Origin of the sequence: Oceanibaculum pacificum, assembly GCF_001618175.1 — a bacterium.
In the GTDB taxonomy this organism is placed as follows: Bacteria; Pseudomonadota; Alphaproteobacteria; order Oceanibaculales; family Oceanibaculaceae; genus Oceanibaculum; species Oceanibaculum pacificum.
In genome coordinates this window covers 1-24,416 of the sequence record NZ_LPXN01000111.1, presented here as the reverse complement: position 1 = coordinate 24,416, position 24,416 = coordinate 1, and the positions used below count along the sequence as shown (strand labels likewise).

General features: G+C 67.9%; 25 protein-coding genes. 19 read left to right on the top strand and 6 right to left on the bottom strand.

The window, feature by feature from the left end:
* Nucleotide 1: 1 nt before the first annotated feature.
* The 5 genes from AUP43_RS10780 (at nucleotide 2) to AUP43_RS10760 (ending at nucleotide 3,197) form a co-directional block, all read left to right on the top strand.
* Nucleotides 2–304 carry a BufA1 family periplasmic bufferin-type metallophore gene (locus tag AUP43_RS10780; protein WP_067556495.1) on the top strand — a complete coding sequence of 101 codons (303 nt, stop codon included), beginning with the start codon at nucleotides 2–4 and terminating at the stop codon, nucleotides 302–304.
* Between the two features lie 74 nt (nucleotides 305–378).
* The gene (gene bufB, locus AUP43_RS10775) at nucleotides 379–1,212 is read left to right on the top strand and encodes an MNIO family bufferin maturase (RefSeq protein ID WP_067556492.1); all 834 of its coding nucleotides are present in this window, start codon (nucleotides 379–381) and stop codon (nucleotides 1,210–1,212) included.
* Nucleotides 1,205–1,975 (top strand): HvfC/BufC N-terminal domain-containing protein, encoded by a 771-nt coding sequence (locus AUP43_RS10770; protein WP_067556489.1) that lies wholly within the window; start codon nucleotides 1,205–1,207, stop codon nucleotides 1,973–1,975. Before bufB ends, AUP43_RS10770 begins: the two co-directional genes overlap by 8 nt.
* A gap of 1 nt (nucleotide 1,976) precedes the next feature.
* Nucleotides 1,977–2,426 (top strand): DoxX family protein, encoded by a 450-nt coding sequence (locus tag AUP43_RS10765; protein WP_067556486.1) that lies wholly within the window; start codon nucleotides 1,977–1,979, stop codon nucleotides 2,424–2,426.
* A 36-nt stretch (nucleotides 2,427–2,462) separates the two neighbouring features.
* Complete coding sequence (locus AUP43_RS10760) at nucleotides 2,463–3,197, top strand: extensin-like domain-containing protein (protein WP_232315052.1); 735 nt, start codon at nucleotides 2,463–2,465, stop codon at nucleotides 3,195–3,197.
* Here AUP43_RS10760 and AUP43_RS10755 read toward each other — a convergent pair.
* Nucleotides 3,194–3,688, bottom strand: a complete 495-nt coding sequence (locus AUP43_RS10755; RefSeq protein ID WP_067556483.1) for a GNAT family N-acetyltransferase — start codon at nucleotides 3,686–3,688, stop codon at nucleotides 3,194–3,196. The two genes, AUP43_RS10760 and AUP43_RS10755, sit on opposite strands and share 4 nt — an antisense overlap.
* Before the next feature lie 114 nt (nucleotides 3,689–3,802).
* Between AUP43_RS10755 and AUP43_RS10750 the strand changes: the two genes are divergently transcribed.
* From AUP43_RS10750 to AUP43_RS10735, 5 genes are all read left to right on the top strand, one after another.
* Nucleotides 3,803–5,419, top strand: coding sequence for a gamma-glutamyltransferase family protein (locus AUP43_RS10750; protein ID WP_067556480.1), 1,617 nt, complete (start codon nucleotides 3,803–3,805; stop codon nucleotides 5,417–5,419).
* 256 nt (nucleotides 5,420–5,675) lie between these two features.
* On the top strand, nucleotides 5,676–5,888 hold the full coding sequence (locus AUP43_RS10745) for a cold-shock protein (RefSeq protein WP_067556477.1): 213 nt from the start codon (nucleotides 5,676–5,678) through the stop codon (nucleotides 5,886–5,888).
* Between the two features lie 38 nt (nucleotides 5,889–5,926).
* The gene (locus tag AUP43_RS19245) at nucleotides 5,927–6,064 is read left to right on the top strand and encodes a hypothetical protein (RefSeq protein ID WP_198154879.1); all 138 of its coding nucleotides are present in this window, start codon (nucleotides 5,927–5,929) and stop codon (nucleotides 6,062–6,064) included.
* Nucleotides 6,065–6,072: 8 nt separating this feature from the next.
* Nucleotides 6,073–6,351: a hypothetical protein gene (locus AUP43_RS10740; protein ID WP_067556474.1), complete on the top strand. Its 279-nt coding sequence runs from the start codon at nucleotides 6,073–6,075 to the stop codon at nucleotides 6,349–6,351.
* 20 nt (nucleotides 6,352–6,371) lie between these two features.
* On the top strand, nucleotides 6,372–6,680 hold the full coding sequence (locus AUP43_RS10735) for a hypothetical protein (RefSeq protein WP_067556471.1): 309 nt from the start codon (nucleotides 6,372–6,374) through the stop codon (nucleotides 6,678–6,680).
* A gap of 32 nt (nucleotides 6,681–6,712) precedes the next feature.
* Here the strand turns inward: AUP43_RS10735 and AUP43_RS10730 are convergent, their stop codons facing one another.
* Nucleotides 6,713–7,636 carry a hypothetical protein gene (locus tag AUP43_RS10730; RefSeq protein ID WP_067556468.1) on the bottom strand — a complete coding sequence of 308 codons (924 nt, stop codon included), beginning with the start codon at nucleotides 7,634–7,636 and terminating at the stop codon, nucleotides 6,713–6,715.
* Between the two features lie 455 nt (nucleotides 7,637–8,091).
* Between AUP43_RS10730 and AUP43_RS10725 the strand changes: the two genes are divergently transcribed.
* From AUP43_RS10725 to AUP43_RS10710, 4 genes are read left to right on the top strand one after another with little or no spacing between them, the layout of a single operon-like run.
* A complete protein-coding gene (locus tag AUP43_RS10725) occupies nucleotides 8,092–8,721 on the top strand; it encodes a DUF4402 domain-containing protein (RefSeq protein WP_067556465.1) in 630 nt (209 codons plus the stop codon).
* Entirely contained in the window at nucleotides 8,721–9,191 is a 471-nt protein-coding gene (locus AUP43_RS19005) for a DUF4402 domain-containing protein (RefSeq protein ID WP_067556462.1), read from the top strand. The genes AUP43_RS10725 and AUP43_RS19005 overlap by 1 nt, the downstream gene beginning before the upstream one ends.
* 8 nt (nucleotides 9,192–9,199) lie before the next feature.
* Nucleotides 9,200–10,003, top strand: a complete 804-nt coding sequence (locus AUP43_RS10715) for a fimbrial biogenesis chaperone (RefSeq protein ID WP_067556459.1) — start codon at nucleotides 9,200–9,202, stop codon at nucleotides 10,001–10,003.
* A 7-nt stretch (nucleotides 10,004–10,010) separates the two neighbouring features.
* Nucleotides 10,011–13,292, top strand: coding sequence for a carboxypeptidase-like regulatory domain-containing protein (locus AUP43_RS10710; RefSeq protein WP_067556456.1), 3,282 nt, complete (start codon nucleotides 10,011–10,013; stop codon nucleotides 13,290–13,292).
* Here AUP43_RS10710 and AUP43_RS10705 read toward each other — a convergent pair.
* From AUP43_RS10705 to AUP43_RS10695, 3 genes are all read right to left on the bottom strand, one after another.
* Nucleotides 13,276–15,687: a TonB-dependent siderophore receptor gene (locus AUP43_RS10705; protein ID WP_067556453.1), complete on the bottom strand. Its 2,412-nt coding sequence runs from the start codon at nucleotides 15,685–15,687 to the stop codon at nucleotides 13,276–13,278. The genes AUP43_RS10710 and AUP43_RS10705 overlap by 17 nt on opposite strands.
* Nucleotides 15,688–15,795: 108 nt before the next feature.
* A complete protein-coding gene (locus tag AUP43_RS10700; RefSeq protein WP_067556450.1) occupies nucleotides 15,796–16,743 on the bottom strand; it encodes a FecR family protein in 948 nt (315 codons plus the stop codon).
* Nucleotides 16,744–16,829: 86 nt separating this feature from the next.
* Complete coding sequence (locus AUP43_RS10695; RefSeq protein ID WP_067556448.1) at nucleotides 16,830–17,336, bottom strand: RNA polymerase sigma factor; 507 nt, start codon at nucleotides 17,334–17,336, stop codon at nucleotides 16,830–16,832.
* Nucleotides 17,337–17,508: 172 nt separating this feature from the next.
* On the opposite strand from AUP43_RS10695, the gene AUP43_RS10690 reads away from it, so the two are divergent.
* The 5 genes from AUP43_RS10690 (at nucleotide 17,509) to AUP43_RS10670 (ending at nucleotide 23,101) form a co-directional block, all read left to right on the top strand.
* Nucleotides 17,509–18,249 (top strand): DUF4198 domain-containing protein, encoded by a 741-nt coding sequence (locus tag AUP43_RS10690; RefSeq protein ID WP_067556445.1) that lies wholly within the window; start codon nucleotides 17,509–17,511, stop codon nucleotides 18,247–18,249.
* Between the two features lie 11 nt (nucleotides 18,250–18,260).
* Entirely contained in the window at nucleotides 18,261–18,569 is a 309-nt protein-coding gene (locus AUP43_RS10685) for a hypothetical protein (RefSeq protein WP_067556443.1), read from the top strand.
* A gap of 1 nt (nucleotide 18,570) precedes the next feature.
* On the top strand, nucleotides 18,571–20,136 hold the full coding sequence (locus tag AUP43_RS10680) for a PepSY-associated TM helix domain-containing protein (RefSeq protein ID WP_084462723.1): 1,566 nt from the start codon (nucleotides 18,571–18,573) through the stop codon (nucleotides 20,134–20,136).
* Nucleotides 20,129–20,443 carry a DUF3325 family protein gene (locus AUP43_RS10675; RefSeq protein WP_067556440.1) on the top strand — a complete coding sequence of 105 codons (315 nt, stop codon included), beginning with the start codon at nucleotides 20,129–20,131 and terminating at the stop codon, nucleotides 20,441–20,443. Before AUP43_RS10680 ends, AUP43_RS10675 begins: the two co-directional genes overlap by 8 nt.
* Nucleotides 20,444–20,614: 171 nt before the next feature.
* A complete protein-coding gene (locus tag AUP43_RS10670) occupies nucleotides 20,615–23,101 on the top strand; it encodes a hybrid sensor histidine kinase/response regulator (protein WP_067556437.1) in 2,487 nt (828 codons plus the stop codon).
* A gap of 45 nt (nucleotides 23,102–23,146) precedes the next feature.
* Here AUP43_RS10670 and AUP43_RS10665 read toward each other — a convergent pair.
* On the bottom strand, nucleotides 23,147–24,416 hold a 1,270-nt coding region (locus AUP43_RS10665), incomplete at its 5' end, for an autotransporter-associated beta strand repeat-containing protein (protein ID WP_198154878.1).

The window sequence follows — 24,416 nt, the reverse complement described above, 5'->3', positions numbered from 1 at the left end:
GATGAACCGTTCCGCCCTCGCCCTCGGCGCCGCCCTCGTGACCGCCCTCGGCGTCTCGATGATGAACGACGCCCAGGCCCAGAACGCCAACATGGAGAAATGCTACGGCGTCTCCCTGGCCGGCAAGAATGACTGCGCCGCCGGCCCCGGCACCACCTGCGCCGGCACCTCGAAGGTCGACTATCAGGGCAATGCCTGGAAGCTGGTGCCGAAGGGCAGCTGCGAGACGACCATGATCAAGGGCATGGACGGCAAGGAGCTGAAGGGCAGCCTGATGCCGCTGAAGCGCAACCTGCCGAGCTGATCGCCACGCGCCTCCCTTCCCGCCGCCGGCCCTGACCCTCCGGGGCCGGCGGCGGCCCCTAGTCGAGACCGCCCATGGTTCCCGCCGCCATCCCCGCCCGCGCCGGAGTCGGATTCAAGCTGGAGCATTTTCCGGCGATCCGGGACAGCGCCCCCGCCATCGGCTGGTTCGAGGCGCATGCCGAGAATTTCATGGTGGCCGGCGGCCCGCGCCCGCGCATCCTGGACGCGCTGCGCCGCAACTACCCGCTGTCGCTGCATGGCGTCGGCCTGTCGCTGGGTAGCGCCGACCGGCCGGACGTGGCGCATCTGGCGACCCTCCGCGCGCTGATCGAGCGCTACGATCCCGGCCTGGTTTCCGAGCATCTCGCCTGGGTCGGCGAGGGCGGCGATTATTTCGCCGACCTGCTGCCGGTGCCGATGACGCACGAGGCGCTGGCGCTGATCGCGCGCAATATCGACATCGCGCAGGAGGCGCTGGGACGGCGGATGCTGATCGAGAATCCCGCCAATTATCTGCGGTTCGAGCAGGCCGAGATGGCCGAGGCCGATTTCCTGGCCGAACTGGTCCGGCGCACCGGCTGCGGCCTGCTGCTGGATGTGAACAACCTCTATGTCAGCCACCGCAATGCCGGGATCGACATAGGGCGCTACCTCGCCGCCCTGCCGGGCGAGGCCATCGGCGAAATCCACCTGGCCGGCCATGTCGCCGACGGGTCGCTGCTGATCGACACCCATTCGACCGCCGTGCCCGAGCCGGTGCTGGCGCTGTTCGCCGACATCGTCGCGCGCTTCGGCCCGCGCCCGACGCTGATCGAGTGGGATAATGACCTGCCGGCCTGGGAGGTGCTGCTGGCCGAAGCCGAAACCGCCGAAAGGCTGCTCCGCCGGAGCCCGGTCGATGCCTGAACTGGCCGCCCTGCAACGCGATTTCGCCGCCGCCCTGCGCGCCAAGCAGGCGCTGCCCGCCGGCCTGGTCGCGCCGGACCAGGCGGGGCGCTTCGCGATCTATCTGAACAATGTGCATTACGGCCTGGCGCAAAGCCTGGCCGAGGCCTATCCGGTGGTGCGCCGGCTGGTCGGCGATGAGTTCTTTTTCGCCGTAGCCGCACTCCATGTGCAGCAGGCGCTGCCGCGGGCGCACAGCTTGACGCTGTATGGCGCGGATTTCCCGCGCTTCCTGCATCGCTTTCCGCCGGCGCGCGGCGTGCTCTATCTGGCCGATATCGCGCGGCTGGAGCGCGCGGCGCTGGAGGCGCTGCATGCCGCCGATACGCCGATCGCCAGCCAGCGCGACCTGTTCGCCCTGGGGCCGGCCCTCTCGGAAGCGCCGCTGGCGCTGGCCGCCAGCGTGCGCCTGATCCGCTCGCCGCATCCCATCGTCGCCATCCATGCCGCGAACAGGACCGACCATAGGGCCGAGGCCGAAGGGCCGCGCCAGATCGAGGCGAGGGCGCAGGCCGCGCTGATCTACCGCCAGGACGACCGGGTGCATATCGCCGCCCTCATGCCCGCCGACGCCATCTTCCTGCGCCGGCTGAAAGCGGGATGGAGCATCGACCGCATCGCCGCGCACTGCCCGGCCGCCCATAGGGCGGACGGAATCGTCTCGCGGTTCCAGCGCCTGTCGCTGCTGCCGATCTTCGCCCGCCCGGCCCCCGAGGAGACCTGACATGCAGAACCCGATTCCCGCCCTCCAGGCCGGCATCGCCCGGTTGCAGACCCTGCTGGAGCCCGCAGCATTGCTGGCGCTGCGGCTGCCGGTGGCGGTGGTGTTCTGGCGCTCGGCGCGCACCAAGGTGGAGGGCTGGAACATCTTCCTGCCCAGCGACAGCGCCTTCTTCCTGTTCGAGCATGAATACGGCCTGCCCTTCCCGGTGCTTTCGGCCCACGCCGCCACCTTGGCCGAGCATATCCTGCCGGTGCTGCTGGTGCTCGGCCTGGCGACGCGGCTCGGCGCGCTGGGGCTGCTGGCGATGACCCTGGTGATCCAGCTCTTCGTCTATCCCGACGCCTGGCTGAGCGCCCACATGTTCTGGGCCGCCATCCTGTTCGCCGTGCTGGCGCTGGGGCCGGGGAAAGTGTCGCTGGATCACCTGATCGCGCGGCATTTCAGCCATTAGGGTGGCGATCCGGGCGTAGGGGCCTATTTAGGATGCGTGCAGAAGGATACCGAAACCAAAAAGCCCCGGCGCGGTCGCGCCATCGGCTGGCTGCTGGCGCTGGCCCTGCTGATCGGCGGGCCGGTGCTGGCGATCCATCAATCCTGGGTGCGGATACCGCCGAATTGGGCGCCCTGGGGCGATGTGGAGCTGGAGGCCGAACCCTCCTGGCTGGCGCGCTCGCAGATCAACAGCCTGGCCGCCGACCCGCCTTCCTGCCTGGCGGCGCTGGACCGCGCCGAGATCGATTACCGCAGCGTGCCGGACCGGCCGGTGAACGATGCCGGCTGCGGGCTCGCCAATGGCGTGACGATCCGGCAGTCGCAGATCGCCTATAATAACGGCGTCACCGCCACCTGCCCGCTGGTCGCCGCCCTCTATTGGTACGAGCGCGACCTGCAGGCCGCCGCCGCCCAGCATCTGGGCAGCGAGATCGCCCGCATCGAGCATGTCGGCATCTATGCCTGCCGCAATGTCTATGGCCGCAGCCAGGGGCGGATCAGCCAGCACGCCACGGCCAACGCCATCGATATCGCCGGTTTCCGGCTGAAGAATGGCCGCACGGTCTCGGTGCTGGAGGATTGGGGCACGGACACGCCGGAAGCCGCCTTCCTGACCGCGGCGCGCGACCGCGCCTGCCGCTATTTCAACACCGTGCTGGGGCCGGACTACAACGCCGCCCACGCCAACCACTTCCACCTGGATCAGGGCAAGTCGCGCATCTGCCGCTAGCGGAAGCGGCGGACCATCAGATGCTCGTCGTGATAGACGCCATCGACCAGCAGGCTGCGCGGCTCGGTGCCGTAAATCTCGAAGCCGTGCCGCCGGTAAAGCCGAATCGCCGGTTCGTTGCCCACCCGCGCGGCGCAATGGATTTGCACCACCAGCGGCTGGGCGGCGGCGAAGGCGGCCTCGATCAACCGGTCCGCGATGCCGCTGCCGCGATGGCCGTCGCGCACATACATCGCGAACAGTATGCCGCGATGCCGTTCCTTCGCCGGCGCGAACGGCGCGAAGCCGGCGGAGCCGACCAGACCGCCCTCCAGCCGCGCGGCGAAGACGTGGCTGCGGCCGGTCATGCCGGCCTGCCATTCCGCCGGCGTCTGGCGGCTTTCGCTCTCCCAGTCGCCGCCAAAGGCTTCGGGATGGCGCAACAGCCCTTCCAGCCGCAGCGCCTTCCATTCCGCCCACTGGCCGGGAACCAGCCGCTCGACGCTCGTCATCGCGTAGTCCTCCCCTTCCGGTCGTCAGCGGCATGGCCGCCATCTGCCGACGCCTCTGGCGTCCGCCCGAAAAGCCTGTACCGTCAGGACGCTAACAAGAAAAGGGAGGATTTCATGGCCGCCACCGGCAAGAGCGAACACACCCAGCGGCCATCGGTCCGCGCCTTGGGCGGCATGGTCAGCGCCGCGCACCCGCTGGCGGCGCGCGCCGGGGCCAGCCTGTTGGACCAGGGCGGCAATGCCTTCGACGCCATCGTGGCCACCGCCGCCGCGCTAAACGTCACCGAATCCTACATGTCGGGCTTCGCCGGGCTGGGCATGGCGAGCTGCTGGGTCGCCGCCGAGAAGCGCGTGCGCACGCTGGATTTCATCACCCGCGTGCCGGAGAAATTCCCCGTCGGCAGCATCGCCAAGGGGCAGACCGTGAACGGCCCGCTGGCCAGCGGCGTGCCGGGCAATCTGGCCGGCTGGGCCAAGCTGCAATCCACCTATGGCCGCAAGAGCCTGGCCGAGGCCTTCGCGCCGGCCATCGCGCTGGCCCGCACCGGCTTTCCCATCACCGGCTTCTATCTCGACATGCTGGCCGCCGTGCGCGGCCGGCCGATGAGCGCGGAATGGGCGCGCATCTTCCCGTTCGGCTTCGAGGCCCGGCGCGGCATGGTGCTGCGCCAGCCGGACCTAGCCGACACGCTGGAGGCCATCGCCCAGCATGGCCCCGGCCATCTCTATGGCGGCGCGCTGGGCCGAACGATGGTCGATCACCTGGCCGCGACCGGCGGCTGCATCACCCTGGCCGACCTGGAGGCGGTCGACCCGCAATGGGAGGAGCCGGTCACCGCCGAATATCGCGGCCTGACCGTGAACGTACCGCCGCCGCCGGCCGAATCCTTCCAGTTCCCCCTCACCCTGCGGCTGCTGGCGGAGACCGATTTCGGCGCCATCGAGCATTTGAGCGCCGACCATCTGGACCGGGTGTTCCGCGCCATCCGGCTGGCCGCCGAAATCCGCATCCGCAGCAACAAGCCCTCGCCCGACGAGTTGCAGACGCTGCTGTCGGAGGAGACGCTGGCCCCCTTGCGCGCGCTGCTCGATAGCGACGCGCCGGTCTGGGGCCGCACCGAGCAGCACGCCGCCGGCCCGCTGGCCGACGGACCACGGCTGAACGAGCACACCACCTCCTTCTCGGCCATGGATGGCGAGGGCAATGCGGTGTGCATCACGCAGAGCCTGGGCTCGCCCTTCGGGTCCGGCGTCGTGGTGCCGGGCACTGGCGTGTGCCTGAATAATTTCCTGAACTGGGGCGATCTGGAGCCGGCCTCGCGCAACCCGCTGGTGCCCGGCGGGCGCTATGCCATGTGCCTGGCCCCCAGCATCGGCACCCGCGACGGCGAAGCCGTGCTGGCGCTGGGCACCCCCGGCAGCTACGGCATCATGCAGACGCAAAGCCAGGCGATGGTGCATCTGCTGGATTACGGGCTGGAATTGCAGGCCGCCATCGACGCGCCGCGCGGGCGGCTGTTCGACGGCCGGCTGGTCAATCTGGAAAGCCGGGTTTCGCCCGAGACGACGGCGGCGCTGCGCCAGCGCGGCCACGACGTTCAGCCGCTGGGGGCCTTCTCCTGGTCGTGCGGCGGCATGCACGCCATCGCCAGAGACCCGGCCACCGGCGCGCTGGAGGGGGCCGCCGACAGCCGCCGCGACGGCGCGGCGGTGGCCGCGCTGACGCGATAGAAGCACGGAATGGCGGCGGCCCCGCGACGGCGGGGCTGGCCGCCGCCTTGCTCCAGCGAGTTATTTTTCAGAGTAAAAATTCGCGCCTTGTATCAGTAATTTCGAATCGCCATATAATTTCTACCGATTCAGCAAAAATAAATTTGAATTGCCGCTAAAGATTATAGCGGCTCTCCAACAGCAATTTATTTGACGCTGCGCTATCGTCGGCCAGCTTGCCTCCAGGCGTGCTTTTTCATTTTTACAGGATGGTTTTATGACGACGGGCACCGTTAAGTGGTTCAACGCGCAGAAGGGCTTCGGCTTTATTTCGCCGGACGATGGCGGCGCCGATGCCTTCGTCCATATCAGCGCAGTCGAACGTTGCGGTCTGGGCGATCTGCGCGAGGGCCAGAAGATCGGCTTCGAGATGGTCACCAACCAGAAGACCGGGAAAATAGCGGCCGACAATCTGAAAATCCTGGACTGATCCTGCTTTATCCGCACCCGAGTCCATAGGAGAGCATCATGGCCAAAGCGCAAAAACGTGGAAATCGCGAAATCCGCAAGCCGAAGGCGGCCAAGCCGCCGGCCGCGGTAGAGGCATCGACCGTTCCCGGCGCCCTGAAAAAGTCCTTCGCCGGCGCACCGAAGAAAAAGAGCTGAGGCACCCCATGGCCGCCCGCAGCACCGAGACGATGGTCACCTTCCGCCGGCCGTTCAGCCTGAGCACGCTTGATGCGCCGCAGCCGGCGGGCACCTATCTTCTGGTGATCGAGGAGGAGGATATCGACGGCCTCTCCTTCCTGGCGTTCCGCCGCACCGCGACGCTGCTGCAGGTGCCGGCCCAGCAGACGGGGCCGACGGCGAAGCCGCGCGGCGGCTACCAGATGTACCCGGTCGACGCCGCGGAGTTCGAAGCCGCCCGGCGCGCGGATCAAGCAAGCCTTTAACATCTTCAAGGAGAGTCAGGATGCGCTATCTCGGCAAGATTTCGGGCACCGGCAAACTGCAATGCCCCAGCGGCGAAACGGCCACCACCGCCTATGAATTCGACGGCTATTACCGCCGTCAGGGCGGCGTGACGAGCTGCGGCGAGATTCAGCTTTCGCCCACGGTGCTGAAAGGCGTGTTCGGCCTGCCCGGCCTCCAGCTCATCACCGAAGATGGCAGGCGGCTCAATCTCCGCTTCTCGGAGAAGACGCTGCCGCCGAACAGCAAATACGCCCATGTCGACGTGACCGGCGACCTGCCGACGACGCCGCAGACCTGGCGTCACTGACGCCCTTTCCCCCCGCTTATGAGAACCGCCGGTCAGCCCGCCGGCGGGCGTGAGCCGGCGGCGGCGGCGCGCTCGATCGGCACGCCATCGTCGGGGGCGGCGATGCAATATTGCCCGGCCTGCTTCAGCCTGTCGCAGACCCGCCTGGCCTCGTCCAGCGACAAGCCGGCGGCGTAGAGCCGCAGAAACGGCCCCCGCCCATCGCCGAAATCGATGCGCGAGATGGTCGGCTTCAGCCGTTCCAGCTCCGCCGGGTAGCGGCGCGACAGCACCCGCCAGCCATTCAACGCCGTCGACAAATCCTTATAGGAAGCGAGATGCAACGCGCCCTGCTGCCCGGCAGCCGGAGCCGGCGGCCGGGCGGGAGCCGCCATTAGCGGGGCCGCCGATGGGGCCGCCATTGTGGGTGCCGGGGGCGCGGGTGGCGCCGGGGGTGCAGGTGGCGACGCCGGAGCAGGTGCCGAAAGTGGCGCGGCCGACGGACTGGCCGGCGCTTCCATCCGGGGCGTGTCGGACGGCGGCAGTCGCAGCGTGCCGGGGGACGCCTCGCCAATCCGCAGCGCCCCTGTCGTCGGCGGCGTCCCCGCCGTTGGCGGCGTATCGCCCGCCAAGGGGCGAACCGGCGCGGCATCGCCCAGCGGCACCACGGCCGAGGGCGCGCCGGGCACCGGCTGGGCGGCCGAACGGGTGGGCACGGTCACGGGAGGGGCCTTGCCCGGCTCCTGGGCGCGGGCGGCGACCACACGCTCCATCTGGCTGAGCAGCGTCCGGATATCGCCATCGATCCGCATGAGGCGGCTGATCGCCGGCTCCGCGCTGCGCATCTGCGCCTGCAGCGCGGCGATATCCGCTTCGATCCGATCCAGCCGTCCGGCCAGATCGCCGGATCCAGCGCCACCGCCGGCCAGGGCGCCAGCCAGGGCAATGGCCGGCGGCGCGGTTTGCACGGCCGGCAAAGGAGCGGCCGGTGGGGGAGCGGCCGGTGGGGAACCGTTGGAAATGACCGCTTCGCCACCGGGCGGACGGCTCGGAATCGCGCCAGACGAGCCGCCCAGGCCGCTTACTGGCGCGCGCATCGCGGGGGCGTCGACCGGCATCCGGGGCGCAGCCTGGCGGCCATTATCCGCAAACGGCGACCAGCCACAGCCGCCCGCAACCAGGCTGCAGCTTACAATTATAGAGAGCGCCAGGTGGGTTCGCGCGGCCATTTTCCGGATTCTTCTTGGGGGAAGCCTACCGGATATAGTAGACAGCCGCGCCATATCCCACAACAAATACATAAGATAGAATTTTTCTTGGATTTTATAAAAACTTGCCGATCGTTCTTTTCCGAAGAACCGTAAAATGCTTTAATACTAGAGTAGGCAATCCAGAATGGAGCCGCTCTACGGGGGCGGTGGGGAGATGTAAAATGCACACAAAGTACCTGTTTAAGCTATGTTTGGCGCTGATCGGCGTCACTTTCGCGGCCGGCGCGGCGCAAGCCCAGACCACCGAGACCTTCACGGCCACGGCCACGGTCGCCAGCAGCCTGACGATCACTGAAAACACGCCCCTCAGTTTCGGCAATCTGGTCGTCATCCAGGACGGCACGAATGCCCCGTCCGCGGTTCTGTCGGCGGCCGGCACCTTCGCCACCGCGGCCCAGATCGGCACGGAAAACCTGGTCCAGACCGGCACTCCGACCCCCGGCAACTTCACGGTCGATGCCGGCGTCGCCAGCTTCGTGAATTTGCAGGTCGAATTCCCGAACGTCGCCACGATCCTGACCAACGGCGCCGCCCCTCCGGGCAACGGCACCTTCGAGGTCGATACCTTCACCGTCGCCGCGCCGACGGCCGGCGGCTTCACCGGCACGACCACGACCGCCGGCGCCTGTAACACGGCCATCGCCGGCGGCACCCCCTGTCAGTTCATCACCAGCGCGGCGGGCATCATCACCTTCCCGCTGGGGGCTACGATCACCGTCGCCGATGCCACCGATACCTTCATCGACGGCACCTATTCCGGCGATTTCGACCTGATCGCCTCCTTCTACTGATGCGTTTCGGCACCGCCGCCATCGTCGCCCTCACCGGCGTCATGGCGGCGGCGTCCGTCGCGAAGGCGCAGACGGTGCAGCAAATCGAAGCGCTGTCCTTCGGCACCTTCGTCGTCACCTCGAACGCGACGCCGAGCACATTGACCGTGCCGCTGAACGGCAGCACCACGACCAATGGAACCATCGTCGCGCTGACGCAGGGGACCAAGGGGCAATACCGGATCGGCGGCCTGCCCGGCAATTCCATCGTCGGCATCGACATCACGGCCCAGCCGCTGTTCGGCGCGACCGCCCCGGCCAGCCAGTATTTCAACATCACCGGCTTCAGCCACCCGCTGACGGTCACCACCAATTCCGGCGGCATGGCGACCTTCGCGCTTGGCGCGACGCTGTCCACCTCCGGCACCGCCGTGCCCTACACGGACAACACCTACACCGGCACCCTCGACATCACCGTAACCTTGCAATAGTCGCCATCATGCCCGTCCTGCTCCGCCTTATCCTGGGTCTTACGCTCGCGGCGCTGATCGGCGGCGTCCCCGGCGGCGCGCGGGCGGAATTGCTGATCACGCCCAAGCGCGTGGTGCTGGACGATAAGAGCCGCGACGCCACCTTCCGCCTGGTGAACACCAGCAGCGTCACACAATCCTACGAATTGATCTGGCGCCAGTTGCGGATGGACGAGCAGGGCGGCCTGATCGAGGCGCGCGACGGCGCGCCCGGCGGCGTGAACCGGCTGGTCATGGTCTCCCCGATGCGGGTGACGCTGGAACCCGGCGGACGCCAGACGGTGCGCATCATCCCGCGCCTGCCCGAGGGGTTGCCGGAAGGCGAGTATATGTCGCACCTGACCTTCCGCCCGACCGGCTCGACCCAGTCGGATGGCGGCGGCGGCACGCCCGGCGCTGCGATGCAGCTGAAGGTGCGGGTCGGCTTCTCGGTGCCGGTGATCCTGCGCCACGGCCCGCTCGACGGCAGCGCCACGATCCGCCCGGTCGGCATCGACGCGCAAAGCAACCGCCTGACCCTGGAATTGCGGCGTCAGGGCTCGGTCAGCATCTTCGGCGATGTCGCGATCTATTGGGGCCAGCCCGGCCAGGACGGCATCGAGGTCGGGCGGCTGGACGGCGTGGCCATCTACGCCAATCTGACGCGCCGCCTCAGCGCCGTCCCGCTGACCCCGCCGGCCGGGGTGACCATCGGGCCGGGCATGCTCCTGGTGCGCTATATGGATCCCGACACCAGGGATGTGCTGGCCGAATCCACCGTCCGGCTGGAATAGCGCCCCGATGCCCCCGCTGCGCCAACGCTTCCGCGCGGCCTGGCGGCGGTGGCTGTTCTGCTGCGGCCTGGTGCTGACGAGTTCGGCGCAGGCCCAGCCGGCCGATCCGATGGACGCGCTGCTGCAGGATTTCTACAGCCGCCTGGCGCCGGTCTATGGCGCTCCCACTCTCCCTGGAGACGCCCCGGCGCTCGGCTCCGGCGGCACGCCACCCACGGCTGCTCCCACGGCTGCCCCCACGGGCGACCCCACGCGCCGGTCCCGCAACCGTTCGCCGGAAAACCGGCTGACCGACGGCACCTCGCTGCTGCTCACCGTGCGCCTCGACCGCGACCGGCTGGTCGATCCGCTGCTGGTCTATACCGAGGGCACCGGCTTTCGCGTGCCGCTCGACGTTCTGGTGAAGGCGTTCGAATTTCCCATTCTAGTCGATGCGACGGCCGGCCGCGCCGAAGGCTGGTTCATCCGCCCGGAGAATGATTTCTCGCTGGATATGGAGGCCGCCACCCTGACCAGCCGCGGCCGCAGCATTCCGGTAAGGCCGGACGATGTGGTGCGCCGCGACGGCGCGCTGCTGGTCGGCGACTGGGTGTTGCCCGCCTGGTTCGGTCTGGAGGCGGCCGTGAACATGGCCGACCTGGAAGTCGCCATCCAGTCGGAGGAGCTGCTGCCGGCCCAGGCGCGCCAGCGCCGCGAGCAGCGCTTCGCGCAGAACCGCTCTTTCAACGTGCCGAAGGCGGAGCTGCCGCCGGCCCCGAACGGGGCCCCGCTGGTCGGGCCGCCGGTGGTCGACCTGTTCGCCTCGGGCCGGCTGACCCACAGCGACTCCCAAGGGCTGGATAGCGGCGGCCTGTATGCGGCGACGGTCGCCTCCGACCTGCTGGGCGGCAGCTTCACCGCCTATCTCTCCGGCTCGGAGCAGGAGCCGCTCTCCTCGCTGCGGGCCAACCTATCCTATTACGACGCCGATGGGCTGGACGGGCTGGGCCTAGTCACCCAGGCGCGTTTCGGCGACACGTCCGGCCTGTCGACCAGCCTGCTGGCCCCCAGCGCCAGCGGCCAGGGGCTGTATCTCAGCAACCTGCCGATCGGCGCGCAGATCCGCACCGACATCACCAATATCAGCGGCGACGCCCTGCCCGGCTACGAGGTGGAGCTGTATCGCGACGAGCAGCTGGTCGGCTATCAGCGCGTCGGGGCGGACGGCCAGTATAATTTCGAGAATGTCGAGATGTATGCCGGCGACAATGAATTCCGCCTGGTGCTGTATGGGCCGCAGGGCCAGCGCGAGGAAATCCTGCGCACCGTCGCCAATGGCGGCGGCTTGGGCGACGTGCCGCTGACCTATCAGTTCGCCGCCTCGCGCATCGATAGCGGGCCGGACGAGGGCGGCTTCCAATCCAGCCTCGGCACCCGCCTGGCGGTCAGCGACTGGTTCGCCTTCCTGTCCGGCGTCAGCACCACGGAATCCTATGGCGAGCGCATCAGCGACGCGCTGGTCGGCGCGCAGATTCGCGACGGCCGGCTGCTTGCGGAAGGGCTGATCGGCCGTGACACGGTGGGCCGCACGGTGGGCCGGGCGCTGGTGCAGACCCGCATCGACACCACCGCGCTGCGCCTCAGCCATCAGGTGCAGCCGGAAACGCTGCGCTATATCGAGGGCCAGGAAGTCGGCAACCGGGAGCGCACCGAGGCCTCGGTCTCCGGCCTGCTGCCCGGCAGCCTGCTGGACCTGCCCTATCTGCGCTACACGCTGCAAGCCGAGCGGCTGAGCGACGCGACATTCGAGGAATCGCTGTCGGTCTCCAGCCGGCTGGGCACGCAGATCGGCCGGGTCTCGCTGAACAACGATGTGGCCTGGGTGCGCGCCACCTCGCGCACGACCGACCGGGCCATCGGCCGGGAGGAGACCGATATCCGGATCTTCCATCAGGCCAGCTTCCCGGTCGGCCGGCTGCGCAACCGGGTGCGGCTGGGCTATGACGTGGCGCCGGAGGTCGAGCTGAACGAATTGCAGCTCAACACCACCTGGCTGATGGACCCGAAGCTGACTTCCGACTTCGACCTGCGGCACCAGTTCGATACCGAGCGGACGGTGGCGCAGGCCCGCGTCAATTACGACATGGACACAATGATCCTCAGCCCGCGCATCGCCTATGACAGCACCGGGCTGATCGGCGCGTTCCTCGACCTGCGCGTCTCGATGGGGGCAGAGCCGCTGACCGGGCGCATCCGCACGCAGAGCCGGCCGGCGGCCAATGACGGCTCGGTCGCGGTGCTGGTGTTCCTGGATTCCAACGGCAATGGCGTGTTCGACGAGACGGAGGAGCGGCTGGAGGGCGTCGAGGTGCAGGCCCCGCAGGCGCGGCGCAGCGCGCTGACCCGATCGGATGGCGTGGCGGTGTTGCGCAACGTGCAGCCTTTCGAGGCCAGTGACGTGCGCATCATCCCCTCCAGCCTGCCGGCCACCAGCCTGATGCCGGGCATCGAGGGCTATTCGCTCAGCGTCCTGCCCGGCGGCAGCCGCAGCCTGGAGCTGCCGGTAGTGCGGAGCTGGGAGGTGGAGGGCCAGGTCTGGTCGGTCCGCGCCAACGGGGCCGGCACGGCACTGCCCGGCGTGCAGGTGGTGGTGCGTTCGGCGGAAGACGATTCCATCGTCGCCAGCACGACCACGCTGGGCGATGGCAGCTACAGCATCGCCAATCTGCGCCAGGGCCGCTACCGCGTGGCGCTGGCGCCCGAGATGCTGGCCGCGGCGCGCCTGACCCCCGGCCCGGCCCGGCCCTTCGCCACCGATCTGCGGGAGACGACCTATCACGGCGTCGACCTGATCGCCCTGCCCGCCGGTCAGCAGCCGACCTATCCGCCGCTGGAGCGCGCCGCCGGGCTGGGCCCGCTGATGCTGCCGCTGGGCAGTGCGTTCCGCGAAGCCGCGACGCCGGAGCCCGCGACGCCGGCGCGCATGGTGATCGCCGTGCGGCTGGGGCAATACCGCTCCCGCCTGGCGCTGATCCTGGGCTGGGACGCGCTGATCGAGGAAGCCGGCCCCTTGGTGGGCGGGCTGACGCCAATCCTGTCGCGGCGCGAGGAAGAGCGGCTGCTGAGCGACCGCACCTCGCTCTATCCGCTCCGCCTCGGCCCGCTCGCCGACCGCGACCAGGCCGAACTATTGTGCGACCGGCTGCGCAGCCTGGGCCGGTCCTGCGTGCCGACCCTGATCGAGTGGCAGCAGGACATGGTGGCCAGCGCGGCGACCGCCGCCGACCAGACGGTCACCAGCGATAGGTGACCGTGCCCAGCACCGTGCGGGCATCGCCGTAGAAACAGCCATAGGTGCAGGCGGCGATATATTTCTCATCGGTCAGGTTCATGACATTCAGGGCGAACTGCCATTGCCCCAGCTCGTAGCCGACCATGGCGTCATACACGGTGTAGCTGGGCGCGGTATAGGTATCCGCCAGATTCACCGTATCGCCGACGAAGCGCAGGCCGGCCCCCAGCGTCAGGCCGCGCAGCAGCGGCTCCTGCACGGCATATTCGCCCCACAGCGAAGCCATGTGCTGCGGCGTGTTGGTCGGCCGGTTGCCGAGGTCGGCGCCGTTGGTCTCGGTCACCTCGGCGTCGGTATAGGCATAGCTGGCCAGCACGTTCAGCCCCTTGGCCAGGTTCAGCTTCGCCTCCACCTCGAAACCGCGCGACTGGATCTCGCCGGTCTGTACGCTGAAGCCGGGATTGGCGGGATCGCCGGTCACCACATTCTGCCGGGTCAGCTCGTACACCGCGAAGGTCACCGAGGAATCGCGGCCCGGCGGCTGGTATTTCACGCCGACCTCATATTGCTGGCCGGTGGTCGGCACGAAGGCCGAGCCATTGGCCTGCACCCCGGCCTGCGGCTGGAAGGATTCCGAATAGCTGACATAGGGGGCCAGACCGGTTTCCGACAGATAGACCAGCCCGACACGGCCGGTGAAGGCGTCCTGGCTGGTGGCGGTGTTCGCGCCGTTCAGCCGGTTGAGGCTTTCATCCTCCACCCAATCCTGCCGGCCGCCCAGCAGCAGCACCCATTTCTCGTCGAATTTGATCTGGTCCTGCAGGTAAATGCCGACCTGGTCGTAGCTCTGCTCGATGCTGGTGACGGGGCTGGCCGAGCGCGTCACGGGCGAGCCATAAACGGGGGCGTACACATCCAGCGGGGCCATCGTGCCGCTATACTGCACCCGGTCGAACGTGCCCCGCGTATAGTCCAGCCCGCCCAGGAAGGTATGGCTCAGCGGGCCGGTATTCGCTTCCCACTGGAGCTGGTTATCGACCGCGAACATGCTGGATTCATCGACCCGCTCATAGGCGCTGCGGTTCAGCAGGCGCTGTCCCGGCTGCCAGGTTCCGAATCCGACATCGTTGTATTCGTTGGTGAAATCGGAGTAACGCAAATTCTGTTTGAACTGCAGGCTGTCGTTGAATCGATGCTCGAACTCATAACCGGCGGAATAGACCGTGCGGTCCCATTTATTGTAGTCCGGCTCGCCCAGGAAGCGTTCGCGGGCAATCGGGCCGTTCGGGTTTGGCAGCACCGTGCCTTCCGCCGGGAAGCCGTAATAATAGGCCGTCTCGGTCTTGGTGTAGCTGGTCAGCAGCGTCAGCGAGGTATCGTCGCTCGGCTTCCAGGTCAGCGACGGGGCGATGAAGATTTTATCGTCCGGGATGTAATCCACCATCGTGTCGCTGTCGCGGGCCAGCGCGGTCAGCCGGTAGGTGAATTTGCCCTCCTCGTCCAGCTTGCCGCCATGGTCGGTGGCGATCTGCTTGCGCCCGAAATTGCCGCCCTGGAGCTGCAGTTCGTGCAGCGAGTCCTCGGTCGGGCGCTTGCTGACCATGTTGATCACGCCGCCCGGGCTGCCCTGGCCATACAGCACCGAGGCCGGGCCGCGCAGCACCTCGATGCGTTCCAGCGCATAGGGTTCGGCGCTGGTCGAGAAGATGTTCGGCTGGCCGCGCAAGCCATCCATGAACAGCGCCTCGTGGTTCACCTGGAAGCCGCGCGCATAGAAGCTGTCGTCGGTGCGGTTGAAGCCCTGCGACTTCAGGATGCCCGGCGTGTAGCGCAGCGCCTCGCCCACGGTCTGCGGCTTCAGCCGCTCGATCTGGTCCGCGCCGACGACGGAGATGGATTGCGGCGTTTCGATCAGCGGCGTGTCGGTCTTGGTGCCGGCCGTGCTGCGCGTCGCGACATAGCCGTCGAACGCGCCCTTGCCGGTTTCGACCTGCCGCTGGCCTTCCACGGTGACCGGATCGAGCGTCAGGGCACCATTGGCGGCGACGCGCTCCAGCACCACGGTGCGGGCATCGGTGAACCGCCAGGAAACGCCCCGGCCCGCCAGCAGCAGGCGCAGCGCGTCCTCGGTGCGGTAGCTGCCGGCGACCGGGTTGCCGGCCAAGGCCTGCAGGTCGGCCGTGCTATAGGCGAATTGCAGCCCGGCCTGGTCGGCGAATAGCCGCAGCGCCGCCGGCAGCGGCTGCGCGGCAATCTGGAAGCTGCGCACCGCCTGCGCCTGGGCGACCTGCGCCGGCTGGCCCTGGGCCAGTGCCGGCGCGCCCTGGGCCAGCGCCGCCAGCGCGGTGCCCATCAGCAGGAAATTGCGCCAGCCATCCCGCGCGCCCGATTCGCGCGCCTTATCCTTCCGCATGTCGTTTGCCCCTTTTTTCTTCGACATAGCCCCTAGTGCAAGTGCCTGTCATTCGCACTTGTTATGGCTATGACGGGTGAGCGGGCCGCTTACCCAAGCAGAAATTTCTCAGCGCAGGATGGTGAGGTAGCGGGTGACGCGCAGCACCCGCAAACCCTGGGTTTGCGCCAGGGCGTCGACGGCCCCGTCCAGCGCGTCGGTGGCGAACACGCCGCTGACCGGCCGCGCCGCCGGCAGCGCGCCGGCGATCACGATGGCGCCCGGCAGATAGCGGTCCAGCTCCGCCACCGCCGCCGTAAACGGCAGGCCGTCGAACACGATCCGGCCGCCGCGCCAGGCGGCGACGCTGTCCGGCGCGACGCCCCCGGCCACGCGCGCCACCTGGCCGGCGCCGTAGCGCGCCTGCTCGCCCGGTCCCAGCAGCACGCTGTCCGCCCCCTGCGCCGGGGCGGTGACGCTGACCTTGCCCTCGCTGACCGCGACCGAGACCCGGTCCCCGCTCTCCCGCACCGAGAAGGCGGTGCCGACGGCGCGCGCCGTGCCGTCCAGCGCCGCCACGATAAAGGGCCGGTCGGGGTTGGGCGCGACCTCGAAATAGGCCTCGCCGCGCAGCAGCTCGATGCGCCGTTCGGTCGCGGCAAAGCGCACGGCAATCGCGCTGTCGGTGTTCAGATGCACGGTCGAGCCGTCATCCAGGACCAGCCGCCGCTGTTCGCCCACCGCCGTGCTGGCATCGGCGCGCAAGGCGGTCAGCGGATCGCTGAACAGGGCCAGCGCCACCAGGGCGGCGGCGGCCATGCCGGCGGCCCAGCGGATAAAGCGCTGGGCGGGGGCCGGCTGCGTCGCCGTCGCGAAATCCTGCCGCAGGCCGGCGGCCATCCGCCAGGTCGCCCGCGCCTCCTCGAAAGCGAGGCGGTGGGCGGCGTCGCGGTCGAGCCAGTCGCGCAGCGCCGCCATATCGGCATGCGTCATCTCGCCGGAAGCAAGGCGCACGACCCAGCCATGCGCCGTTTCGGCGGCGCTGTCCGGGCTGGGATCGGTAGGCTGGAGGCTCATGTTCGGCACGTTCCTGGCTGGCGGCGTCGCGGCCCTTCCTAGCTATGACGTCTGGCCGGGCGCTTCACCGTACGGGCGGCGGAAAATTAAGGGCTGCGACCGGCGCGGGCCGCCGTCAGAATCGCCAGCACCTTGCGCATATGGTTCTCCACGGTGGTCTGCGAGACGCCCAGCAGGCCGGCGATCTCGCGCTGGGATTTGCCCTCGAACCGGTTCAGCTCGAAGATGCGGCGGCTGAGCGGCGGCAGCCCGGCGACGATTCGGCGCATCGCCTCCACCTCGCGCCGGGCGGCCAGCGCGCGCTCCGGCGTTGGCTGCTCAAGACCGGCCCACAGCATCGTCTGCGCCTCGGCCAGCAATTCAGCGCGGCGCGAGACGCTGCGCAGATGATCGGTCGCCAGATTGGCCGCCATCCGGAACAGATAGGCCTTCTCATGCCGCAAAGCGTCCGGTGGCGGCTGGTCGTGCAGCTTTACATAGAGATCGTGCGCCAGGTCGCGCGCCGTCGCCACGCAGCGCAGCCGGCGCGCGAGAAAACGCACCAGCTCCCGTTCATGCGCACGGTAAGCCTGCAAGAGAATGACGTTCTGCATACCGGATCCAGGCGACGGCGAAGCGGCCAATTGGGCCTTGACCGACGATAACGATAGTGAGAACTACTCGCAATTATTATTGAGGTGTGGGAAAAAGCCTCGCTGAAACGTCCTAGAGATAGGACGCGTTTTTGCGTCGCATCGTCGCCGTCACAACCAAGGAACCGATTCCATGCGAAACCTCTTCAGCCTCCGTCCAGCCGCCGCGGCGCTGGCGCTGCTGCTGTCCGCCGGCGGCGCGTCCGCCCATCAGGTCTGGATCGAGCAGGAAGCGGACGGCGCGCGGCTCTATTTCGGCGAATTCGGCGACAATCTGCGCGAAATCTCGCCCGGCCTGCTGGACAAATTCAGCCAGATGGACGCAGCGCTGGTCGACGCGAAGGGCGGCGAGCGGTCGCTGAGCGCGCAAAAGACCGGGGCATTCTTCGCGCTGGGCGCATCCGCCGGCAAGGGCGAGAGCATCGTCGCCGCCGAAGTCGGTTATCCGGCTTTCGAGCGCAAGGACGGCGACAAGACGATCCGCACCGTGTGGGTGCCCGCCGCCCGCTATGTCAGCGATTTCGCGGAGCGCACGCCCAGCCTGGCGCTGGACATCGCGCCGGCCGGCAAGACCGCGGAGGGTGCCGTGGCGTTCAAGGTGACGTTCCGGGGCCAGCCGCTGCCGAAGGCGAAAGTCGCCCTGGTCGCCCTGTCCGGCTGGAGCCAGGAGCACCGCACCGACGAGAATGGCGCCTTCACCGCCACCCTGCCCTGGAAGGGCGCCTATGTCGCCGAGGTGGCGCACACCGACAAGACTCCCGGCGAGCGCAAGGGCGAGACGCACGACCAGTCGATGTATGTCACCAGCCTGTCCTTCGTGACGGATGAGGGCATGCCGTCGCCCCCCGCCCCCCCGGCCGCCAAACCGAACTGAGCGGCTGATCGATGGCCGATATCGCCTCCTCCCCGCCGCGCTGGCAGCCGGCCGCATTGCTGGTTCTGCGCCTGCTTGCGGTCATTGTTGGCGGCTATTACCTGACGGCCGCCCTGGTCTCCCTGGGCGCCGCCGGCATGGCGGGCATCGGCCTGCCCGGCAGCGAGGCGGTCGTGCTGGCGGCGATGCTGGGCTTCCTGGTCTATCTCGGGCTGCTGATCTGGGGCTTCGCGGAAAGGCGCATGCGCCTGCTGTGCCTCGTCTTCCTGGGTGGCCCCCTGTTGGCCCAGGGGCTGCTCTACCTGCAGGCGGGAGGCTGAGATGGGGGCGGGTTTCCGGGCGTCGATGAACTGGCTGCACACCTGGGCCGGCGTGGTCGTGGGCGCGGTGCTGTTCGCCATCTTCTGGATGGGCACGCTGAGCGTGTTCGACCGCGAGATCGACCGCTGGATGATGCCGGAAACGCGGCTTGCGCCGGTCGCCGAACCAGCCTCTCTGGACCGGATACGGGAGGTCGCACAAGCGCTGGCCGGCGACGCGCCAAGCCTGTTCATCAGCCTGCCGACGGAGCGCCAGCCGGTGCTCGGCATCGGCTTCCGCAAGGATGGCGAATTCGTCAGCCGCAATGTCGATCCCGCCACCGCGACCCTGCTGCCGGAGCGCGGCACGCTGGGCGGCACCGGTTTCATCTTCCCGTTCCATTTCAGCCTGAACATCAAACTCTGGAGCATCGGCTACTGGCTGGTCGGGCTGGCCGCCATGGCGATGCTGGCGCTGCTGGTCTCCGGCGTCATCGTGCATGTGAAGATTTTCGCGGATTTCTTCACCCTGCGCACCGACAAGAAGGCCCCGCGCGTGGCGCTGGACCTACACAATGTGACCGGCGTGCTGGGCCTGCCGTTCCATTTCATGATCACCCTGTCGGGGCTGATCATCTTCGTGCTGGTCTATTTTCCCAATGCCTGGCAAGGCACCTTCCCGGACCGCGCCGGCTATTTCAAGGAAGCGTTCGGCAGCTATAGCCGGCCCAAGGCGAACCAGCCGGGCGACCCGATGTCGCTCGACGCGCTGTCGGCCGAGGCGGTGCGGCTGTGGGGCGGCGGCACGCCGCTGTATCTCCGCCTGTGGCATACGGGCGACGCCAACGCCGTGGTCGAGTTCCGCCGGTCCTACGAGGACCGGGTGACGATGAATACCGACACCCTCTATCTCGACGCCGCCACCGGGGCCGTGCTGTCGCGCCAGACGCAGCAGCCGATAATGACGGCGCAACGCTTCCTGTCCGGGCTGCATTTCATCCAGTTCCGGCACTGGACGCTGCGCTGGATCTATTTCGCGCTCGGCCTCAGCGGCTGCGTGCTGATCGCCACGGGCTTCCTGTTCTGGCTGGAATCGCGCCGCAAGCGGCATGAAAAGCAAGGGCTGAAGGGGTTGGGCGTGGTCGAGGGGCTGACCATCGGGGCCACCACCGGCATCATCCTGGCAACGCTGAGCTTCTTCATCGCCAACAAGCTGCTGCCGCCGGGGATGGCGGAGCGGCAGAGCTACGAGGCGTGGGCGTTCTACCTGCTGTGGGCCGCCGGCTTCGCGCATGGCTGGATACGGCGCGGGCAGGCCTGGGCGGAGCAGAGCTGGGCCATCGCCGCCGCCGCGCTGTGCGCGCCGGTCCTGAACGCACTGATCACCGGCGATCACCTGGCGCGCAGCCTGTCCAAGGGGCAATGGGCGGTGGCCGGCATGGATCTGGCGCTGCTGGCGCTGGCCGCCATCGCCGCGCTGACCGCGCGCAAGCTGCAACGCCGCCCAGCGACCACGTCCAGGGCTATGCCGGGGCGCGCCCAAGGCAGCACCAGGGGCAGCACCAGGGAAGGCCGGCAACATGCGTGACGCGCTGCTGCTGGCCGGCCTGCTCGTCGCCGCCTATGCCGGCTTCGGGCTGTTGGCGCTAAGCCAGCCGCGCAACTGGGAGCGGCTGGGCCGCCCGTTCCGGCCGGCCCGGCGGGCCGTGCTGGGATTGCGGGCCGGCGGCGCTGCCCTGCTCGGCCTCTCCCTTCTGCTGGCCTGGCTGCGCGATGGACCCAGCTTCGGCATCCTGCTCTGGGTCGTCGGCCTGACGCTGGGCGCGCTGTGCACCGTCGCCAGCCTCACCTATATCGACCAGACCCGCAAGCGCCGGGGCGTCTCCCGCTCCTGACGGCCTGCCCGGAAACGGGCCTGCGAGACTCGCGTCAAAATCCAAGGAAATTATATATTCTCCCATCGCTTTAAATTAATTTTTACATTAACTGAAAATTAATTCTAATGATTGCAAAGTACATTTAATCTCGGCTCCTCCCTTTTGATTAGCGGCACGACCGCGACGGCAATGATCCCCATCCTGTCCGGCGTTCCCGAAGCGGCCTTCCGGCCCGTGCCATCGGCGCGGCGAGGCTTTCACCAAAGATACATACTGACGTATGCCGCCCTGCTGTTCGTGGCGATCACCGGCCTCACCTTCGGAATCATGGAGTTGGAAAAGCGGGAAGTCGCCATCCAGGACACCTACGCGGTCGCGCACAGCGTCTCCGCACCGTTGGCGGCGAATGTCGAGCTTTTCCTGGGCACGGTCGACCGCAGCCTGCAAATCGCCCAGCAGGCCATTCAGGACGCGCTGCAGAACAACGCCACGGATACCCTGGCTCTGCATCGGGCGCTGCAGGACGTGCAGGCGCATGCCATCGAGCCGCTGCAATACGCCGCGCTCGACAAGGATGGCACCCTGCTCGCCACCTCCCGGACGGCGACGCCCGAAATTCTCCAGCTCAACGACCGGGAATATTACCACTTTCATCTGAACCGGACGGAGGACGGGCTTTATATCGGCAACCCGATCCAGATAAGGCTGCAATCGGCGCGAGGGGTTTGGGGCATACCGCTCAGCCGGTCGCTGCGCACCAAGGATGGCGCGCTGCTGGGCGTCATCTCCGCGAGCGTGCCGCTCAGCTTGTTCAAGGCCACCTTCGAACATGCCCGGCTGAGCGAACATGGCGTGGTCGGCATCGCCAAGCTGGACGGGAGGCTGCTGGCCGCGTTCCAGACCAACCAGATGCCCGCCCAAACGGTGGCCGACGCCATCGACATCGCCGCCGACAAGCCCCAAGGCCACCAGATGACCGCCCCCTTGCCCGACGGGCAGCGGCGGCTGGTGTCCTGGAAGCAGGTGCCGGACAAGGAGATGATCGTCTTCACCGCGGTCACGGAAAAGCAGGCGCTGTCCTTGTGGCGCGCGCAGCTGCTGAGCGGCGCCTTGGTGCAGGGGCTGATATGGCTGGCCGTCCTCGCCTCCGCCTTCCTGCTGGACCGCAACCGGCTGCGCCGCGACCGGGAGGAACAGACGGCCCGCGAAATCATCGATGCCGCCTTCGCCGCCATCAGCGACCCGCTGCTGATCGTCGACCCGGATTGCAACCTTACGCTCGCCAATCGCGCGGTGCGGCGATTCAAGGCGGATTTCAAGCTGCCCTGCAAACTGTACGACGCGGTGCCGTACCTGCAGAGCAACGGCTACGACTCGCTGATCATGGAGACCAAGCAGGCCAAAGAGGCAATGTTGCGGGACGTCTATTTCCACGAACTCGACCAGTGGTTCTCGTTAAGCATCTACCCCTTCTCCAAGGGGGCGGTGATCTACATGCTGGATGTGAGCGAGCACAAGAAGACCCAGGACCAGCTCCGCCAGGCGCAGAAGATGGAGATGGTCGGCCAGCTTGCCGGCGGCATCGCGCATGATTTCAACAATCTGCTCACCGTCATCATCGGCAATATCGACTTCATTCTGGAAGACGCCGCGGCACAACCAAGGATCGCCAAGACGGCGGAGCTGGTGCTGCGCGCGGCCGAGCGCGCCGGCGAGCTGACGGCCAGCCTGCTGGCCATCGGCCGTCGCCAGGCGCTGGCCCCGACGCCGACCGACGTGAACGCGCTGCTGACCGACCTGCACATGATCATCCGCCGCGTGCTGCCGGAATCCATCGGCATCGAGGTCGTGCCGGCGCAGGACGCCTGGCGGGCGGAGATCGACGCCAGCCAGCTCGAAACCGCGATCCTGAACCTGGCGATCAACGCCCGCGACGCGATGCCGGAGGGCGGACGGCTGACGCTGGAGACGATGAACCATTATATCGACGCCGATTATGCCGAGCGTCATGGCGAGGTGACGCCGGGCCCCTACCTGCTTCTGGCGGTTTCCGATACCGGCCATGGCATGGATCTGGAGACCAAGGAACGCGCCTTCGATCCCTTCTTCACCACCAAGCCGGAAGGCAAGGGCACCGGCCTCGGCCTCAGCATGGTGCAAGGCTTCATCAAGCAGACCGGCGGCCACATCAAGATCTATTCCGAGCCCGGCCAGGGCACGACGATCAAGCTGTACCTGCCGCGCGCCGAGCAGGCGGCTGTCGCCCCGCCCGCCGCCGACGACGACCCCGGCATCGCGCGCGGCACCGAAACCATCCTGGTGGTGGAGGACGACCCGCTGGTCCAGAACCATGTCGCCGAGCTGGTCGAACGCCTGGGCTACCGGCTGTTCACCGCGGGCGACGCCGACGATGCGATGCAGTGCCTGGCGACGCATCGCATCGACCTGCTGCTGACCGACGTGACGCTGCCCGGCGGCGTGAACGGCCGCAAGCTGGCGGAGCGCGCGCAGGCGCACTACCCCCATCTGCGCGTGGTCTTCATGTCCGGCTATACCCGCAACGCCATCATCCATCACGGCCGGCTGGATGCGGATGTCGATTTCCTGCCGAAGCCGTTCCGCATCGGCGAGATGGCGCAGATCATCCGCAGGGTGCTGGACCGCCCGGCCGATTGAGGCGGAGTTTAGCCCTGGCGGCGCGCGCCGCCAGGGCTACCCCTGTTACCCGTAAAACGCCTGGTCGATATCGGCGGCCGTAAGGGCGGCGACGCCGAGGAAGGTGAGGCTGGCCCCGGCGACCTGGATGATGACGCCGGCCTCGGTGGCGGTCTGGCTGGCGATCGCCGCCTCCAGCTCCGCCAGGCTGGCATTCTCCACCGCCAGCAGGTCGGTTCCCTGCTCGAAGTCGGTCACCGTGGCGGTCAGGATCGCGTCGGCGAAATTGCCGTCGAAGCCGCGCAGCACGAACAGGTCCGCCCCCTCGCCGCCGCTCAGCGTGTCGTCGCCGAAGCCGCTATAGAGCACGTCGTCGCCGGCCCCGCCCTCGATGCTGTCATGGCCCTTGCCGCCGCGGATTTCATCGTCGCCCGCACCGCCCAGGATCGTGTCGCCCCCGCGATTGCCATCGGCCCGGTTATCGCCGCCGGACGACAGATCGATCATGTCGTAGCCATCGCCGCCGGTGAGGGTGTTATCGCCCTGATTGCCGATGATGACATTGTCCAGGCTGTTGCCGACGCCGGTCAGGTTGCCACTGCCGCCCAGCGTCAGATTCTCGACGCCGTCGGGCAGGAACACCGGGAAGTTGGAATTCACCGTATCCACGCCCTCGGTGGCGTACTGCGCCAACAGATAGCTGGGCACCAGCTGGTTCAGCGTAATGGTGTTGGAGCCGCTGGGGTTCGGGGAGATTGTCACCGGCTCGGGCTCCGGCTCCGGATCGGACGCCAGCGACGGGTCCTGCACCACGGTGAGCACCACATCGTTGCCATCGCCGCCAACATAGCTGACGGAGAGAAAGCGATCGTCCAGCGTCACCACATCGCCCTCGGCAAGGCCGTCGAACGTGCCGATTACGGCATCATCATCGTCATTGGCGATGAGGGTGTAGCTCTCCGCCAGAACCGGCGTGAAACCGCCCAGCAACTCAAGCTCCAGCGTCGCGCCGCCCAGATCGACGGTGCCGGTGACGTCGATCTGGTCGTAACCGCCGAGACCGGCGACATTGCCTTCGATCTCGATCTCCAGCGCCGCGCCCGCAACCAGCGTCAGATCGCCCGTGGCCAGAATGCCGGGACTATTGCCCGCCGCCAGCGTCCCGCCGAGATTCACTGTGACGGTGGCGGCGATATCGCCGGAACCGCCCAGGATGGCGCCATCCTCGACCGTGACATCCGATGCCAGCGCATCATCCACGAGCAGCGTGCCGGCCGACACAATCGTCTCGCCGGTATAGCTGTTGGCCCCGCTCAGCGTCAGCACGCCGTCGCCG

What these genes read in the sequence shown, in the direction of transcription:
- AUP43_RS10750 (WP_067556480.1), top strand. Translation starts at nt 3,803, where the DNA reads ATGGCCGCCACCGGCAAGAGCGAACACACCCAGCGGCCATCGGTCCGC.
- AUP43_RS10685 (WP_067556443.1), top strand. Translation starts at nt 18,261, where the DNA reads ATGGCCGATATCGCCTCCTCCCCGCCGCGCTGGCAGCCGGCCGCATTG.
- AUP43_RS10700 (WP_067556450.1), bottom strand. Translation starts at nt 16,743, where the DNA reads ATGAGCCTCCAGCCTACCGATCCCAGCCCGGACAGCGCCGCCGAAACG.
- AUP43_RS10765 (WP_067556486.1), top strand. Translation starts at nt 1,977, where the DNA reads ATGCAGAACCCGATTCCCGCCCTCCAGGCCGGCATCGCCCGGTTGCAG.
- AUP43_RS10695 (WP_067556448.1), bottom strand. Translation starts at nt 17,336, where the DNA reads ATGCAGAACGTCATTCTCTTGCAGGCTTACCGTGCGCATGAACGGGAG.
- AUP43_RS10770 (WP_067556489.1), top strand. Translation starts at nt 1,205, where the DNA reads ATGCCTGAACTGGCCGCCCTGCAACGCGATTTCGCCGCCGCCCTGCGC.
- AUP43_RS10735 (WP_067556471.1), top strand. Translation starts at nt 6,372, where the DNA reads ATGCGCTATCTCGGCAAGATTTCGGGCACCGGCAAACTGCAATGCCCC.
- AUP43_RS10725 (WP_067556465.1), top strand. Translation starts at nt 8,092, where the DNA reads ATGCACACAAAGTACCTGTTTAAGCTATGTTTGGCGCTGATCGGCGTC.
- AUP43_RS10710 (WP_067556456.1), top strand. Translation starts at nt 10,011, where the DNA reads ATGCCCCCGCTGCGCCAACGCTTCCGCGCGGCCTGGCGGCGGTGGCTG.
- AUP43_RS10755 (WP_067556483.1), bottom strand. Translation starts at nt 3,688, where the DNA reads ATGACGAGCGTCGAGCGGCTGGTTCCCGGCCAGTGGGCGGAATGGAAG.
- AUP43_RS19005 (WP_067556462.1), top strand. Translation starts at nt 8,721, where the DNA reads ATGCGTTTCGGCACCGCCGCCATCGTCGCCCTCACCGGCGTCATGGCG.
- AUP43_RS10705 (WP_067556453.1), bottom strand. Translation starts at nt 15,687, where the DNA reads ATGCGGAAGGATAAGGCGCGCGAATCGGGCGCGCGGGATGGCTGGCGC.
- AUP43_RS10740 (WP_067556474.1), top strand. Translation starts at nt 6,073, where the DNA reads ATGGCCGCCCGCAGCACCGAGACGATGGTCACCTTCCGCCGGCCGTTC.
- AUP43_RS10780 (WP_067556495.1), top strand. Translation starts at nt 2, where the DNA reads ATGAACCGTTCCGCCCTCGCCCTCGGCGCCGCCCTCGTGACCGCCCTC.
- AUP43_RS10715 (WP_067556459.1), top strand. Translation starts at nt 9,200, where the DNA reads ATGCCCGTCCTGCTCCGCCTTATCCTGGGTCTTACGCTCGCGGCGCTG.
- AUP43_RS10675 (WP_067556440.1), top strand. Translation starts at nt 20,129, where the DNA reads ATGCGTGACGCGCTGCTGCTGGCCGGCCTGCTCGTCGCCGCCTATGCC.
- AUP43_RS19245 (WP_198154879.1), top strand. Translation starts at nt 5,927, where the DNA reads ATGGCCAAAGCGCAAAAACGTGGAAATCGCGAAATCCGCAAGCCGAAG.
- AUP43_RS10670 (WP_067556437.1), top strand. Translation starts at nt 20,615, where the DNA reads ATGATCCCCATCCTGTCCGGCGTTCCCGAAGCGGCCTTCCGGCCCGTG.
- bufB (WP_067556492.1), top strand. Translation starts at nt 379, where the DNA reads ATGGTTCCCGCCGCCATCCCCGCCCGCGCCGGAGTCGGATTCAAGCTG.
- AUP43_RS10690 (WP_067556445.1), top strand. Translation starts at nt 17,509, where the DNA reads ATGCGAAACCTCTTCAGCCTCCGTCCAGCCGCCGCGGCGCTGGCGCTG.
- AUP43_RS10745 (WP_067556477.1), top strand. Translation starts at nt 5,676, where the DNA reads ATGACGACGGGCACCGTTAAGTGGTTCAACGCGCAGAAGGGCTTCGGC.
- AUP43_RS10680 (WP_084462723.1), top strand. Translation starts at nt 18,571, where the DNA reads ATGGGGGCGGGTTTCCGGGCGTCGATGAACTGGCTGCACACCTGGGCC.